Consider the following 14344-nt stretch of genomic DNA (forward strand, 5'->3'; position numbering starts at 1 on the left):
CGCACCCGGGTGGCGAGCGAGCGGAAGAAGATCCTGCTGCGGCTGGACCCCGCGGTCCATGACGCGCTGGCCCGCTGGGCCGCGACCGAACTGCGCAGCACCAACGCCCAGATCGAGTTCCTGCTGCGCCGGGCGCTGGCCGACAACGGCCGGCTGCCCGGCGGCGTCGGCGGGCTGCCGAAGCGCGGCCGGCCACCCAAGGAGGCCGGGGACCCGGCCGCCGGGAGCGACGAGGAGACCGAGGAGACCTCGTGACCGAACTGCCCGAGACCCTGACCCTGCAGGGACGGATGTTCCTGCTCGCCTACGACCCCGAGCGCGGCCGGATGACCGGCCGGGCCGACCTGGACCTGCTGCTGCGCGCGGCCGCCCTGGCCGACCTGCTGCGGCTCGGCCTGCTCCGCGACGAGAGCGGCCGCCCGGTGGTGGCCGGGCCGGCCCCGGCCGGCCTGGACCCGCTGCTCGCCGACACCCTGCGCCGGCTCGCCGAGGGCCGCTCCCGGCCCTGGCACCGCTGGGTCGCCGCCGGCCGCCGGGGCACCGCCCGGGCGGTCCGCGCCCGGCTCGCCGACCAGGGGCTGGTCCGGCTGGAGGAGTACCGGGCGCTGGGGCTGTTCACCAGGGTCCGGATGGAGCCGCGCGACCAGCGGGCCCGCAAGGCGCTGGCCGGCGCCGTGAGCGCGGCGCTGCGCGACCCGCTCTCCCGGGTCCCGGTGGCGGACGCCGCCCTGGTGGCCCTGGCCGACGCGGCCCGCCTCTCGGTGGTGCTGAACTCCCGTCAGCGCCGCGAGCACAAGCAGCGGATCGCCGACCTGGCCGCGCTCTGCGGCCCGGTCCCGGCTGCGCTGCGCCGCGCCGTCCGGGACCGCCAGACCGCCGCCGCGTCGGGCTGATCCCTCGGGCGGAGGCGGAAATGCCGCCGCCGCGTCGCTGTGGCGACGCGGCGGCTGATCTCCCCGCTCGGGAGTCTGTGGGTGCGGGTCGGCTCTTCTGGAGGCCGTTCCCGCGCGAGGAAGCCGGGGTGCCGGATCTCTACCCCGGCTCTACGAGGGCGGTTCGCCCTCGGGCCCGGGACGGGCGGTGGCCCGTCCGGGCCGGCCGGCGGCGGCGCCGGTTCCGGCTCCGCCGCAGATCGGAGAGGCGGGTCAGCCCTTGGTGGCCATCGCCCGCAGGAAGAAGGCCAGGTTGGCCGGGCGCTCCGCGAGGCGGCGCATGAAGTAGCCGTACCACTCCTGACCGTACGGGAGGTAGACCCGCATGGTGTTGCCGGACTGGGCGAGGCGCAGCTGCTCCTCCGGGCGGATGCCGAAGAGCATCTGGTACTCGAAGCTGTCCCGGGTGCGGCCGTTCCACTCGGCCAGCTGGCCGGCGATCTTGATCATGTTGGGGTCGTGCGACGCGACCATCGGGTAGCCCTCGCCCGCCATCAGCACCTTGAGCGCCCGCACGTAGGCGAGGTCGACCTCGTGCTTGCCCTGGAAGGCCACCGACTCGGGCTCCTTGTAGGCGCCCTTGCAGATCCGCACCCGGGAGCCCGGGCCGGCGAAGTCCGCGCAGTCCGCCTCGGTGCGCCGCAGGTAGGCCTGCAGCACCACGCCCAGCCACGGGAAGTCGGCGCGCAGCTCGCAGGCGATCCCCAGGGTGGAGTCGGTGGTGGTGTGGTCCTCCATGTCCAGGGTGACCGTGGTACCCGCGTCCGCGGCCGCCGCGCAGATCCGCCGGGCGTTCTCCAGCGCGATCTTCTCGCCGTCCACCGGGAGGAACTGGCCCACGGCGGAGAGCTTCACCGACACCTCGGCGTCGGCCGCCAGGCCGGTCTCCTTGAGCGCGGCCAGCAGGTGCTCGTAGGCCTCCGCGGTGGCCGCGGCCTGGCCGGCGTCCTTGGTGTCCTCGCCCAGGTGGTCGAGGGTCACCTTGCGGCCGGTGGCGACCAGGTCGTCGGTGGCGGTGATGCCCTGCTCCAGCAGTTCGCCGGCGACGAACCGCTCGACTATCGCGTGGGTGGGCGGGAACTTCTCGACCAGGGTGCGCACCTGTGGGGAGCGGGAGGCGGCGAGGAGGGCGGAACGGAGCATCGGGACTCCCTGGTGGGGGCGGGGCAGGAAGAAGAGGGGTGGGGGCGGCGGTGAGGGAGCCGCCGCCCCCGGGGACGCGTGGCCGAGGGGCCGTCGGGTCACGCGGTCGGGTCTGACGGAACCTCAGCCCATGTGCGGGTAGCGGTAGTCGGTCGGCGGGACGAAGGTCTCCTTGATGGACCGGGTGGAGGTCCAGCGCGCCAGGTTCTGCTTGGCGCCGGCCTTGTCGTTGGTCCCGGAGGCCCGGCCGCCGCCGAACGGCTGCTGGCCGACGACCGCGCCGGTCGGCTTGTCGTTGATGTAGAAGTTGCCGGCCGCGAACCGGAGCTTCTCGGCCGCGTCCTGGGCCGCCGCGCGGTCCTGGGAGATGATCGAACCGGTCAGGCCGTACGGCGAGACCGACTCCATCTGGGCCAGCATCGCCTCGTACTCCTCGTCCTGGTAGACGTGGACGGCCAGGACCGGGCCGAAGTACTCGTCCCGGAAGTACTCGCTCGCCGGGTCCTGGCAGACCAGCACGGTCGGGCGGACGAAGTAGCCCACCGAGTCGTCGTAGGTGCCGCCGGCCAGCACCTCGACCTGCGGGTCGGCCTGGGCGCGGTCGATCGCGGCCTTGTTCTTGGCGAAGGCGCGCTCGTCGATCACGGCGCTCATGAAGTTCGCCAGGTCGGAGACGTCGCCCATGGTCAGGCCCTCGACCTCGTCGCGCAGCTCGTCCTTGAGCGAGGCCCAGAGCGAGGCGGGCACGTAGGCGCGGGAGAGCGCCGAGCACTTCTGGCCCTGGAACTCGAAGGCGCCGCGGACCATCGCGGTCTTCAGCACTGCGAGGTCGGCCGAGGGGTGCGCGACCAGGAAGTCCTTGCCGCCGGTCTCGCCGACGATCCGCGGGTAGGTGCGGTAGCCGGCGATGTTGGCGCCGACCTCGCGCCACAGGTGCTGGAAGGTCGCGGTGGAGCCGGTGAAGTGGATGCCGGCCAGCGCCGGGTGCTTCAGCGCCACCTCGGAGACGGCCAGGCCGTCGCCGGTCACCATGTTGATGACGCCCTTGGGCAGGCCCGCGGCCTCCAGCAGCTGCATCAGGTAGTGCGCGGCGAACTGCTGGGTGGGGGACGGCTTCCAGATGACCACGTTGCCCATCAGCGCCGGCGCGGTCGGCAGGTTGCCGGCGATGGCGGTGAAGTTGAACGGGGTGATCGCGTAGACGAAGCCCTCCAGCGGGCGGTGGTCGCTGCGGTTCCACACGCCGTCCGAGGAGATCGGCTGCTCGGCGATGATCTGCCGGGCGAAGTGCACGTTGAACCGCAGGAAGTCGACCAGCTCGCAGGGGGTGTCGATCTCGGCCTGCTGCGCGGTCTTCGACTGGCCGAGCATGGTGGCGGCGGCCAGCGTCTCGCGCCAGGGGCCGGCCAGCAGGTCGGCGGCCTTCAGGAAGATCGCAGCGCGCGAGTCGAAGGAGAGCGCCTGCCAGGCCGGAGCCGCGGCCAGCGCGGTCTCGACAGCCTCCCGCGCGTCGTCCTGGGTGGCGTTGCGCAGGGTGCCCAGGCGGGCCGCGTGGTTGTGCGGCTGGACCACGTGGATCTCGTCGCCGCCGCCCATCCGGTGCTCGCCGTTGATGGTCATGGTCAGCTGGACCGGCTCCTGGCCGCCCAGCTCCTTCAGCTTGGCCTCCAGCCGGGCCCGCTCCGGAGTGCCGGGGGCGTAGCTGTGGACCGGCTCGTTCACCGGCGCGGGGACCTGGGTCACAGCATCCATGGGCACGCGCTCTCCTTCGAACGTGGGGGGCTTGGTGAGTCCTGGGGGTCGCGGCCGGCGCTCGCACGCCGGCCCTGGAGGAACGGTAAGCCGCGGGGCCACCCCATCTGCTTGGCCAGGCGGCTAAAGTCATCCATACGGCATTGTTCGAACGGATGAAGGCGAGGCCGATGAGCGCTGCGGCCCCCGCCGGCATCCCGCTCCGGCAGCTGCTGATGTCGCTCGGCGAACCGCTGGTCGAGCTGCAGGCCGCTCCCGCCGGGCTGGACGTGCCGGTGCGCGACGTGGCGATCCTCGACCCCGAGGACCCGGCCACCGCGGCCCCCGGCGAGCTGGTGCTGGCGATCGGCGCCCGCGGCCGGGCCGCACTGCCCGCGCTGCGCGCCGCCGGCCGGGCCCGGGCCGCCGCCGTGGCCGTCAAGCTGGACGCCCCCGGGCAGGCCGACGCGCTGCGCGAGGCCGCCACGGAGGCCGGGGTGGCGCTGCTCTCGGTCCGCCGGGAGACCCGCTGGGAGCACCTGGACGCGCTGGCCCGGGCGGTGCTCGGCGGGCCGGACGCGCCCGAGGGCGGGGAGCCCAACCTGGGCGACCTCTTCTCGCTCGCCCAGACCACCGCGGTGCTCACCGGCGGCATCATCTCGATCGAGGACACCTCCAGCCGGGTGCTCGCCTACTCCCGCTCGGCCGACTCGGACGAGGTGGACGACCTGCGCCGGCTCTCCATCCTCGGCTGGCAGGGCCCCGAGCCGTACCTCTCCAAGCTCCGCGAGTGGGGCATCTTCCAGCACCTGCGCAGCTCCGACAGCGTGATCGCGGTGGAGCCGCACCCCGAGCTGGGCCTGCGCCGCCGGCTGGCCATCGGCATCCGGGCCGGCGCCCAGCCGCTCGGCACCATCTGGGTGCAGGAGGGCTCCCAGCCACTCGCCCCGCAGGCCGAGCAGGCGCTGGTCGGCGCCGCCCGGGTGGCCGCCGCCCAGCTGGTCCGCCGGCGCCGCGAGGTCTCGGCCGACGTCCGGCTCACCCAGACCCTGCTGACCGGCCTGCTGGAGGGCTCCACCGGACCGCAGTCGCTCGCCACCCACCTCGGCCTGCATCCGCACCGCCCGGCCGCCGTGCTCGGCTACGCGGCCCCCGGCGACCAGGCGGTGCGGGCCGAGGTGACCGGCCTGATCTCGGTGCACACCGCCGCCCGGCACCCGGGCGCGCTGCTCGCCCCGATCGACTCCCGGATCTACGTGCTGCTGCCCGACCTGCCGCCCGCGCTGCCGATGGCCACGGTCCGGGACTGGGCACGCGAGGTGGTCGCCGCCGCCCGCGACCACCTGGGCGTGCCGCTGCGGGCCGCGATCGGCTCCACCGTGCCCGGGCTGGCCCGGGTGCCGGACTCCCGGGCCCAGGCCGACCGGATCCTTGACGCGATGGGGCGCGGCGGGGTGGCGCCGGAGGTCGCCGCACTCGGCGACGTGCAGGCCGAAGTCCTGGTCAGCGAGGTGCTGGCGCTGCTCCAGGACCGCCCCGAACTGCGCGATCCGCGGCTGGCCGGGCTCACCGAGTACGACGCCCGGCACGGCACCCGGCTCGCCGAGTCGGTGCTGGCCTGGCTGGACGCGCTGGGCGAGGTCCGGGTGGCGGCCCAGGCGCTGCACATCCACCCCAACACCCTGCGCTACCGGGTCCGCCGGGCCGAGCAGCTGACCGGCATCGATCTGGCCCAGCCGCAGCAGCGGCTGCTCGCGATGCTGCAGCTGCGGCTGCCGGCAGCGGACCCGGGCTGACGCCGCCTCAGCGCCCTTCGCGGTGCCGGCGCCAGTGCTCCCAGGCCGTCAGCCAGTCCGCCTCCGCCTCGGCCGCGGGACCGCCCGGCACCGGCCCGCCGCTCTCCCCCAGCCGGGCCCAGGCCAGCTGCGCGGGCAGGCTGGGCACCTCGCTGGCGAAGACGGTGTAGCGGATCGACTCCTCCACCGCGGCCCGCCCGTCCCCGGTGCCGACCAGCCACTCGGCCCGCTCGGCCAGCCGGCAGAGCTGGGAGACCATCAGCTCCAGCGCGGCCCTGGCCTCCTGGCGGCCCTCCGAGGCGTACCGCATCTGCTGCCGCTCGGCCGCCGACCAGCGCTCCACCGGATCGCCCACCCGCAGCCGCCGGGGCAGCTTGACCTGCCCGCAGGAGAGCCGGTGCGCCCGCTCGGCCAGCGTCCGCTCCACGCTGGACTCCACCAGCAGCCGGTGCGCGTCCAGCCCGCCGAGCGCGGCCTGCCCGCGGTGCGCCTGGGCGATCCGGTGCTGCCGGCCGCTCTCCAGGCAGCGCAGCAGCTCGCTGCGGCCGGCCGCGTAGCGCTCGCAGTCCGAGTGGGTCAGCCCGTCCAGCTCCAGGTCGCCCGGGGCCACCCCGCGGCCGCAGAGCAGGACCACCGAACCGTCCACGGTGAGCCGCCCGGACCAGACCGTGCGGGCCTGGCCGGCCGGGCCCGGGCCGCTGCCGCGCTCCTCGTGGATCTGCACCGGCACGGCCTCGCCGGCCACGTTGATCCACTCCCGCAGGGTGCGGATCCGGCCCGGGCAGTCGCCCTCGTCCAGGCCCAGGTACTCGTAGATCCGGTCCCGCTCCCGCTCGATCAGCTCCTCCGGCTCGGGCAGCGCGGTGTAGCGCTCCACGCCGGGCTGGTAGGTGCGCACCGTCACGTACGGGCCGTCCAGCGAGCTCCAGTCGCCGGAGCCGACCTCGAACCAGGAGACCACGCCGCCCACCAGCTCGTACCCGCTCAGCGCGTCGCAGTCCACCACCGGCGGCTCGGCGCCGACCGGCGGCACGCCCCGGGCGCCGCGGCCGGACCGGTCCACTCCGTAGACCGTGAAGTCCAGTTCGGCGAAGACCTCCCGGACCATCCGCTCCTGCCCCGCCGGACCCCGCGCCTGGTCCGGCTCCGTTGTCCAGCTCTCACCGCTGACCGTCACCTGTGCCGCACCCCCGGGCTCGCCCTCGCTCGTTCCGCGGCGCCGCGTGCAGGACGGACCGCGTCCGCCCACGATACGTGGGCTCGACCTGCTGGGCCATCAGCTTCCCTCGTACGGTTGGCGGATCCGCCGACCCGGGGACGTCCGGGTGCCGGGCACCGTATCGTCCTGCTGCGTGCGCCCCGGGCCGGGCGGACGGAGGGAGGAGCCGCCGTGGATCCCAACCGGTACCACCTGGTGAGCGTCTGGCGGCTGCCCGCGCCGCCCGCCGCCGTCTACCGGGCCCTGCGCGACGTGCCGGACTACCCGCTCTGGTGGCCGCAGGTCCGCGAGGTGCGCGAACTGCCGGACGGCACCGGGCAGCTGCTGATCCGCTCGGTGCTGCCCTACTCGCTGCTGTTCACCGCCTGGCCGCGCCGGCAGGACGAGGCCGCGCTGGTGTTGGAGGCCGGGCTGGCCGGGGACCTGGCGGGCTGGTCCCGGTGGACCGTCGAGCCGGACCACCCGGACGGCAGCCGGGCCGTCTTCGAGCAGGAGGTCCGCCCGGGCAAGCCGCTGATGCGGCGGCTGGCGCTGCCCGGGCGGCCGCTCTTCCTGGCCAACCACGCGGTGATGATGCGGGCCGGCGAGCGCGGACTGCGGCGCCGGCTGCTCGGCTCCGACGGGTGATCAGCCCTGGGAGCGGGCCTTGAACGCCGCCTTGCGGGCCTCCTTGGCCACCCGCCGGTCCAGGTGCAGCTCGCCGACCGCCTCCAGCACCTGGGCCGTGTAGGGGTGCTTGACCCGCCACAGCTCGCCGAAGAAGGAGGCCGGGTCCTCCGTCACCGGCATCTGCGCGATCAGCTCGCGCAGCAGCCCGGCGTCGCCCTCGCTGTCCAGCAGCTGCGCGGCGAAGGTGTCCACGGTGGTCCAGAGCACCATCGACCGCTCCGGCGCCGGCACCTCGCCGGCACCGCGGGCGACCAGGAAGGCCCGGGCGCCGCCGCCCAGCTCGGGGTCGGCCAGCACCTCGCGGGCGGCCGGCTCGGCGGCCGCGCCCAGCTCGGTCAGCGCCAGCTGGGCCAGCATCCGGCGCAGCGGGGCCAGCCGGTCGTCGCCGCGGGCGGCGGCCAGCAGCTCGCGGGCGGCGGCCGCCGGCTCCCGGTCGGCGAGCCAGAACCGGATCTCCTCCTCGGGCCGCACGTTGACGGACTCGGAGATGCCGGTCAGCAGCGCGGCCGCGTCACCGGCGGCGTGCTCGCCGATCAGCGGGGCCTCGTAGCCCTCGTCCAGCAGCCACTGGCGGATGCCGTACTGGCCCAGCGGGGTCAGCTTCACCAGGCCGAACCGGGCGGCCTCGGCCTCGTCCGGCTCGCCCTCGCGCAGCGCGGCGGGCTCGGCCGCGGCCTCGCCGGCCTCGGGGGCCTCCTCCTCGTCGAACAGCTCCGGGTCGATCGGCTGGTACTCCAGCAGGCCGATCTCGGCCAGGTCGGCCAGCATCGGGTCCAGTGCGACCATCACATCGGTGATATCGCCCAGCATCTCCTCGTCCGGCTCCTCGCCGTCCGGCACCACCAGCAGCGCGGCCAGCACGCCCAGCGGCACCGTCTCCTGGCCCGGCTCGGCGAAGGCGGTGGCCTCGTAGAGCACCTGCAGTGCCTCGTCCAGCAGTTCGGCGGCCTCCGCCTGGACCTCCTCGTACTGGGCCAGCAGCTCCTCGGCCCGCTCCTCGTCGGCCTCCTCGCCGGCGTCCGGCTCGGCGTCCAGCGGCTCGATCTCGGCGGCCAGCTCGGCGATCACATCGGCGGCCGAGAGCCAGAGCTCCAGCACCGCCTCCGGGTCGCCGGCCTCCACCGGGGCCAGCTCCTCGCTCGGCCCGGCCATCCGGCGGCCCTCGGCGTCGTGCGCCAGCACCACCAGCTCCAGGTCGCAGGCGAGCGACCAGGCCCGCATCGCCTCCAGCACCTCCTCCTCGGCCACCTCGCCGGCGGCCGGGCCGAGCTCCAGGAAGCGGGCCGCCTCTTCGCGGTCCGGCTCCAGCAGGTCGCCCAGCTCGTCCACCGCACGGGCCGGCGCGGCCCATCTGGCCAGCCGCACCGCACGCCGCACCAGCGGCACCGCCAGCGCCGCCGCCACCAGCTCGGCCTCCGGGGCCAGCCGCACCGGCGGCACCAGCACCGGCTGGTCGTCCGCCTCCTCCGAGCTCTGCGCGCCATAGAGGTCGGCCAACTCGAAGTCGGCCGGCAGCAGGCTCTCCGCCGGCAGCGCGCCCGGTGCGGCCGACGGGTGGTCAGTGGTCTTGCGGCGTCGTCCGGCCATCGGGCGCGATCTCCTCGGAAGGGGGGTCCTGCGGGGTCCTGCACTGCGATCAGCGTATCGGCCGAGCAGCCCACCGTGCCCGTCCTGCGGGGGGCGCGCGCCTCCCACGCACGCCTCGGCTACACCACCCCGTATCCTTTGACCTCGACTGCACATCCCCGCACCACCTCGGCACCGCATCTCCTCGGCCTCCACCACAGCGCCGTCGAACAGGCAACGCCCCGGCACACCCCGCCGGCCCGGGGTGGTGCCCGGCCACATCAGGAGACCCCTGCCATGGCGGACCTCTCCCCCGCCGGCCCCGGCCTGCCCACCCGGCAGCTCGCCGGCAACCGGCTCTCGGAGGCCCTGCTCCCCCTGGAACTCGCCCCGCGCGGCCAGCTCCAGCTCTCCGCGCTCAGCCGCTGGAACGCCGTCCGCGGCGTCCGGGTCGCGCTGGTCGCGCTCGCCCTGCTCTTCCTGCTGATCGGCGCCAACCTGGCCACGCCGGTCTACCCGATGCTGCAGCAGCGCCTGGGCCTGACCGCCTTCGACACCACGCTGCTCTTCACCGTCTACGTCTTCGCGCTGGTCCCGGTGCTGGCCGCGGTCGGCCACTGGTCCGACCTGCTGGGCCGCCGGGCGCTGATCCTCACCGCCGTGGTGCTGGCCGCCGGCGGCGACGCCGTCTTCGCCACCGCCCACGGCTTCGGCCAGCTCGCGGCCGGCCGGGCCATCCAGGGCGTGGCGGTGGCGCTCTCCACCGGCGCGGCCGGCGCGGCCCTCGGCGACCTGCTGCCCGACCACCAGACCCTGGCCGCCAAGCTCACCCTGGCCTGCTCGGCCGGCGGCGTCGCCCTCGGCCCGATCGCCGGCGCCGCCCTGGCCACCGGCCGCAACCCGCTGCTCACCCCGTTCCTGGTGCACGCCCTGGCGCTACTGGCGCTCGCCGTCCCGCTCGCCGTGGTGCACCCCCGGATGCCCGGCGCCCCCCGGCACCCCGCCGAGCCGCCGCGGATCACCACCGCCTTCCACCTCAAGCCGCGCCGCCTCACCCTGCCCGTCCAGGGCCGCCGCACCTTCCTGCTCGCAGCCGGCGCCGGCTTCATCTCCTACGCGGTCTTCGGCGTCTACCTCAGCCTGGCCCCCGCCTTCTCGGCCCGCCTGCTGCACACCCACGCCCCGATGGCCGGCGCCGTGGTCGCCGCCCTGCTCCTCGGCTCCTCGGCGGCTGCCCAGCTCCTGGTCCCCCCGACCAGCAGCCGTCCGCTGATCGCCCTCGGCGTGACCGGCCTGGCCCTCGGCCTCGCCCTGGTCGTCCTCGCCCAGTACGCCCACCTGCCGGCCCTGCTCTTCGCCGCCAGCCTCCTGGCCGGCACCTCCCAGGGCCTCGCCTTCCGCTCCCTCTTCACCACCGCGGTCGCCGCCATGAACCCCGCCAACCGCGCCGCCGAGATGTCCACCCTCTGGGTCATCGTCTACCTCGGCTCCTCCGCCCCCATCGTCGGCGTCGGCGCCCTTGCACGGACCTACGGCCTGCTGCCGGCGGTCAGCGGCTTCGCGGCGGTGGCGGCCCTGGCCTGCCTGGGGCTGGCGGGGGCGGTGCTGCGGAGGCGCTGACGGGGTCAGTCGGACCAGCGGCCCCAGCCCGCTGTGTCCACCTCGATATCGAATGGCGCGGGCAGCCTCATGGCCTCACCAAAGTTCCAGGTGTGAAGCTCCTGATAGCGACCGGCGCGGCGGTCCGGATCCCCGTACAGGGTGATCCCGGGCCGTCGCGGATCGCGGTCCACCAACAGGTAGAACGGCACACCCGCCCGTGCGTAGCCAGTCCACTTGGTGCCCTGTGCCCGGCGTCCGATCACCGGCGCGCGGTCGTTGCGGGCATTGGACTTCGAGGTCACCTCGACCACCAGCGCCAGCTGATCGGGGGTCAAGAAGCGGGGGTTCTTGACCATCCCTTCGATCTCCACATCCAGGTGGAAGACCACCAGATCCGGAATGTAGCCCTCACCCGTGTCCAGCAGGTCGACCCCCGGTCCCTGCCTCGACCGCCATGGATACGACGCATCCATGAAGCTCCTGAGGTCAATGGCCCGCTGAATCGCACTCGCGGCCGAGCCGTGCACGAAGTCCGGTGGCGGCGACACCACGATCTCCCCCCCGACCACCTCGACGCGCATCTCCGGCGTCGCACCCACGTGGTCGTCGAGCTCGCCCCGGAGCCAGAGCTCGTACGGGGAATCCGGCAACATCAGATGTGCGATCGCAGCGACGGACACTTCGACTCTCCCTCCACGTTCGCGCCCCCAGCATCGTTCAGAATATGCGCGAAAGCCACCGCCGCAGATCCCTTCCCCCGGAAGGGATGAGTCCGCGGCGGTGGCGTTGACGATCGGGGTCGGCCTCAGACGTTGAAGCCCAGCGCCCGCAGCTGCTCGCGGCCGTCGTCGGTGATCTTGTCCGGGCCCCACGGGGGCATCCAGACCCAGTTGATCCGCAGATCCTTGACCAGGCCGTCGGTGGCGGTCTTGGCCTGGTCCTCGATCACGTCGGTGAGCGGGCAGGCGGCGGAGGTGAGGGTCATGTCGATGGTGGCGACGTCGCCCTCGTCGATGTGGATGCCGTAGATGAGGCCGAGGTTGACCACGTCGATGCCCAGCTCGGGGTCGACCACGTCCATCAGGGCCTCGGTGAGGTCCTCGACGGAGACGGTGCCCGCGGTGGTGCCGACGATGGCGACCGGGCCCTCCGCCGGAGTGTCGGGGGTGTCGGTGTCGCTCATGGTGAGGGGTGTTCCTTTCAGGCCGGGTGGGCGGCGAGGGCCTTGGCGGTGGCGTCCTTCCAGGCCATCCAGCTGAGCAGCGCGCACTTGACCCGGGCGGGGTACTTGGAGACGCCGGCGAACGCGACCGCGTCCTCCAGCACCTCCTCGTCGCCCTCGCCCTGGCCCTTGCTCTGCATCAGCTCCAGGAAGGCCTCCTGGATCTGCTGGGCCTCGCCGACCTGCTTGCCGACCAGCAGGTCGTTGAGCACCGAGGCGCTGGCCTGGCTGATCGAGCAGCCCTGCGACTCGTAGGACACGTCCGCCACGGTCTGGCCGTCCAGGCGGACCCGCAGGGTGATCTCGTCACCGCAGGTGGGGTTGACGTGGTGGACCTCGGCGTCCCCGTCGCGCAGCCCCTTGCCGTGGGGGTTGCGGTAGTGGTCCAGGATGATCTCCTGGTACATCGAGTCCAGCTTCATGGCACTTGCCCCGTCTCAGCCGAAGAAGTTGCGCACGTGGTGCAGGCCGTCGACCAGCAGGTCGACCTCGTGCGCCGTCGAGTACAGGTAGAACGACGCCCTGGTGGTCGCCGGAATTCCGTACCGCAGGCAGACCGGCCGCGCGCAGTGGTGGCCGACCCGGACCGCGATGCCCTGCTCGTCCAGCACCTGGCCGACGTCGTGCGGGTGGATGTCCCCCAGCACGAAGGAGATCGCCGCACCGCGGTCCACGGCGGTGCGCGGGCCGATGATCCGCAGCTCGGGCACCTCCTGCAGCCGGTTCACCGCGTACTCGGTGATGGCGTGCTCGTGCGCCGCGATCCGCTCCATGCCGATGTTCGACAGGTAGTCGATGGCCGCGCCGAGCCCGACCGCCTGGGCGATCGGCGGGGTGCCGGCCTCGAACTTGTGCGGGGCCGGGGCGTAGGTGGACGAGCCCATGGTGACGGTCTCGATCATCTCGCCGCCGCCGAGGAACGGGGGCAGGTCCTCCAGCAGCTCCTGGCGGCCCCAGAGCACGCCGATGCCGGTCGGGCCGAGCATCTTGTGGCCGGTGAAGGCGACGAAGTCGGCCTCCAGCGCCTGCACGTCGAGCACCATGTGCGGGGCGGCCTGCGAGGCGTCGATCAGCACCAGGGCGCCGACGTCCTGGGCGCGGCGGACGATCGCCTCGACCGGGTTGACGGTGCCGAGCAGGTTGGAGACCAGGGTGAAGGAGACGATCTTCGTCTTCTCGGTGATCAGCTGCTCGATGTTCGACAGGTCCAGCCGGCCCTCGTCGGTCAGGCCGAACCACTTCAGCTTCGCGCCGGTGCGCTGCGAGAGCAGCTGCCACGGCACGATGTTGGAGTGGTGCTCCATCTCCGTGATGACGATCTCGGACTCGGCGTCCACCCGGTACGGGTCGTCGGCCCAGCCGAGCATGTTGGCGACCAGGTTGAGCGACTCCGAGGCGTTCTTGGTGAAGATCACCTCGTTGCGGCTGGGCGCGTTGATGAAGGCCGCGACCTTGTCCCGGGCGCCCTCGTACAGCGCGGTGGCCTCCTCGGCGAGCACGTGCACGCCGCGGTGGACGTTGGCGTTGTGCTGCTCGTAGTAGGCCGCCAGGGCGTCCAGGACCTGCCGGGGCTTCTGCGAGGTGGCCGCGTTGTCCAGGTAGACCAGGGGCTTGCCGTCGTGCAGGATCCGCTGCAGGACCGGGAAGTCCTTGCGGATCGCGTCGGTGTCCAGAAGACCCGGCAGAGTCGGATTCGTCACTCTGAAGCGCCACCCTTCACGTACGCCTCGTAGCCCTCGTTCTCCAGCTTGTCGGCCAGCTCGGGGCCGCCCGACTCGACGATCCGGCCGCCCGCGAAGACGTGCACGTGGTCCGGCTCGATGTAGCGCAGGATCCGGGTGTAGTGGGTGACCAGCAGGGTGCCGACCTCACCGGTGGAGCGCACCCGGTTGATGCCCTCGGAGACGATCCGCAGCGCGTCGACGTCCAGGCCGGAGTCGGTCTCGTCGAGGATCGCGATCTTCGGCTTCAGCAGCTCCAGCTGCAGGATCTCGTGGCGCTTCTTCTCGCCGCCGGAGAAGCCCTCGTTCACGTTGCGCTCGGCGAAGGCCGGGTCCATCTGGAGTGCCGCCATGGCCTCCTTGACCTCCTTCACCCAGGTGCGCAGCTTGGGCGCCTCGCCGCGCACGGCGGTGGCGGCGGTCCGCAGGAAGTTGGAGACCGAGACGCCGGGCACCTCGACCGGGTACTGCATGGCCAGGAAGACGCCGGCCCGGGCGCGCTCGTCCACCGACATGGCCAGCACGTCCTCGCCGTCCAGCAGCACCTGGCCGCTGGTGACGGTGTACTTGGGGTGGCCGGCCAGCGAGTAGGCCAGGGTGGACTTGCCGGAGCCGTTCGGGCCCATGATGGCGTGGGTCTCGCCCTGCTTGACCGTCAGGTCGACGCCGCGCAGGATCTCGCGCGGGCCGGTCTCCGCCTCGACGGAGACGTGCAGGTCACGGATTTCAAGGGTTGCCATGGT

At 73.6% G+C, this 14344-nt stretch carries 14 protein-coding genes; 5 read left to right on the forward strand and 9 right to left on the reverse strand.

Annotated elements, in window-relative coordinates; all coding sequences use genetic code 11:
• Positions 1–9: 9 nt before the first annotated feature.
• Positions 10–255 carry a hypothetical protein gene (locus ACFYNO_RS03580; RefSeq protein WP_388004595.1) on the forward strand — a complete coding sequence of 82 codons (246 nt, stop codon included), beginning with the start codon at positions 10–12 and terminating at the stop codon, positions 253–255.
• The gene (locus ACFYNO_RS03585; RefSeq protein ID WP_388004598.1) at positions 252–893 is read left to right on the forward strand and encodes a GPP34 family phosphoprotein; all 642 of its coding nucleotides are present in this window, start codon (positions 252–254) and stop codon (positions 891–893) included. The genes ACFYNO_RS03580 and ACFYNO_RS03585 overlap by 4 nt, the downstream gene beginning before the upstream one ends.
• A gap of 252 nt (positions 894–1145) precedes the next feature.
• Here the strand turns inward: ACFYNO_RS03585 and ACFYNO_RS03590 are convergent, their stop codons facing one another.
• A complete protein-coding gene (locus ACFYNO_RS03590; protein ID WP_388004600.1) occupies positions 1146–2075 on the reverse strand; it encodes a proline dehydrogenase family protein in 930 nt (309 codons plus the stop codon).
• Positions 2076–2198: 123 nt separating this feature from the next.
• Complete coding sequence (gene pruA, locus ACFYNO_RS03595; protein WP_388004603.1) at positions 2199–3827, reverse strand: L-glutamate gamma-semialdehyde dehydrogenase; 1629 nt, start codon at positions 3825–3827, stop codon at positions 2199–2201.
• A gap of 170 nt (positions 3828–3997) precedes the next feature.
• On the opposite strand from pruA, the gene ACFYNO_RS03600 reads away from it, so the two are divergent.
• Positions 3998–5602, forward strand: a complete 1605-nt coding sequence (locus tag ACFYNO_RS03600) for a PucR family transcriptional regulator (protein WP_388004606.1) — start codon at positions 3998–4000, stop codon at positions 5600–5602.
• A 7-nt stretch (positions 5603–5609) separates the two neighbouring features.
• Here ACFYNO_RS03600 and ACFYNO_RS03605 read toward each other — a convergent pair whose 3' ends face one another.
• Entirely contained in the window at positions 5610–6779 is a 1170-nt protein-coding gene (locus tag ACFYNO_RS03605) for a hypothetical protein (RefSeq protein ID WP_388004609.1), read from the reverse strand.
• 213 nt (positions 6780–6992) lie between these two features.
• Here ACFYNO_RS03605 and ACFYNO_RS03610 point away from each other — a divergent pair, with 213 nt between their 5' ends.
• Complete coding sequence (locus ACFYNO_RS03610; RefSeq protein ID WP_388004612.1) at positions 6993–7448, forward strand: SRPBCC family protein; 456 nt, start codon at positions 6993–6995, stop codon at positions 7446–7448.
• Here the strand turns inward: ACFYNO_RS03610 and ACFYNO_RS03615 are convergent, their stop codons facing one another.
• Positions 7449–9077, reverse strand: a complete 1629-nt coding sequence (locus ACFYNO_RS03615; RefSeq protein ID WP_388004615.1) for a hypothetical protein — start codon at positions 9075–9077, stop codon at positions 7449–7451.
• A gap of 276 nt (positions 9078–9353) precedes the next feature.
• Between ACFYNO_RS03615 and ACFYNO_RS03620 the strand changes: the two genes are divergently transcribed.
• Complete coding sequence (locus ACFYNO_RS03620) at positions 9354–10676, forward strand: MFS transporter (RefSeq protein WP_388004618.1); 1323 nt, start codon at positions 9354–9356, stop codon at positions 10674–10676.
• A 5-nt stretch (positions 10677–10681) separates the two neighbouring features.
• Here ACFYNO_RS03620 and ACFYNO_RS03625 read toward each other — a convergent pair whose 3' ends face one another.
• The 5 genes from ACFYNO_RS03625 to sufC all read right to left on the reverse strand — a co-directional run bounded on the left by ACFYNO_RS03625 (position 10682) and on the right by sufC (position 14341).
• Complete coding sequence (locus tag ACFYNO_RS03625; protein WP_388004621.1) at positions 10682–11338, reverse strand: Uma2 family endonuclease; 657 nt, start codon at positions 11336–11338, stop codon at positions 10682–10684.
• Between the two features lie 125 nt (positions 11339–11463).
• Positions 11464–11841, reverse strand: a complete 378-nt coding sequence (locus ACFYNO_RS03630) for a metal-sulfur cluster assembly factor (RefSeq protein ID WP_388004624.1) — start codon at positions 11839–11841, stop codon at positions 11464–11466.
• 17 nt (positions 11842–11858) lie between these two features.
• Entirely contained in the window at positions 11859–12302 is a 444-nt protein-coding gene (gene sufU / locus ACFYNO_RS03635; protein WP_388004627.1) for a Fe-S cluster assembly sulfur transfer protein SufU, read from the reverse strand.
• Positions 12303–12317: 15 nt separating this feature from the next.
• Positions 12318–13580 carry a cysteine desulfurase gene (locus ACFYNO_RS03640; RefSeq protein WP_388004630.1) on the reverse strand — a complete coding sequence of 421 codons (1263 nt, stop codon included), beginning with the start codon at positions 13578–13580 and terminating at the stop codon, positions 12318–12320.
• Positions 13577–14341 (reverse strand): Fe-S cluster assembly ATPase SufC, encoded by a 765-nt coding sequence (sufC, locus tag ACFYNO_RS03645; protein WP_388004633.1) that lies wholly within the window; start codon positions 14339–14341, stop codon positions 13577–13579. Before sufC ends, ACFYNO_RS03640 begins: the two co-directional genes overlap by 4 nt.
• Between the last annotated feature and the right edge of the window lie 3 nt (positions 14342–14344).

The sequence above is a fragment of the Kitasatospora sp. NPDC006697 genome, assembly GCF_042869935.1.
Taxonomy (GTDB): domain Bacteria; phylum Actinomycetota; class Actinomycetes; order Streptomycetales; family Streptomycetaceae; genus Kitasatospora.

Bases quoted from the DNA above. Each gene is read 5' to 3' on its own strand.
- ACFYNO_RS03620 (WP_388004618.1), top strand. From the start codon at position 9,354: ATGGCGGACCTCTCCCCCGCCGGCCCCGGCCTGCCCACCCGGCAGCTC.
- pruA (WP_388004603.1), bottom strand. From the start codon at position 3,827: ATGGATGCTGTGACCCAGGTCCCCGCGCCGGTGAACGAGCCGGTCCAC.
- sufU (WP_388004627.1), bottom strand. From the start codon at position 12,302: ATGAAGCTGGACTCGATGTACCAGGAGATCATCCTGGACCACTACCGC.
- ACFYNO_RS03590 (WP_388004600.1), bottom strand. From the start codon at position 2,075: ATGCTCCGTTCCGCCCTCCTCGCCGCCTCCCGCTCCCCACAGGTGCGC.
- sufC (WP_388004633.1), bottom strand. From the start codon at position 14,341: ATGGCAACCCTTGAAATCCGTGACCTGCACGTCTCCGTCGAGGCGGAG.
- ACFYNO_RS03630 (WP_388004624.1), bottom strand. From the start codon at position 11,841: ATGAGCGACACCGACACCCCCGACACTCCGGCGGAGGGCCCGGTCGCC.
- ACFYNO_RS03600 (WP_388004606.1), top strand. From the start codon at position 3,998: ATGAGCGCTGCGGCCCCCGCCGGCATCCCGCTCCGGCAGCTGCTGATG.
- ACFYNO_RS03615 (WP_388004615.1), bottom strand. From the start codon at position 9,077: ATGGCCGGACGACGCCGCAAGACCACTGACCACCCGTCGGCCGCACCG.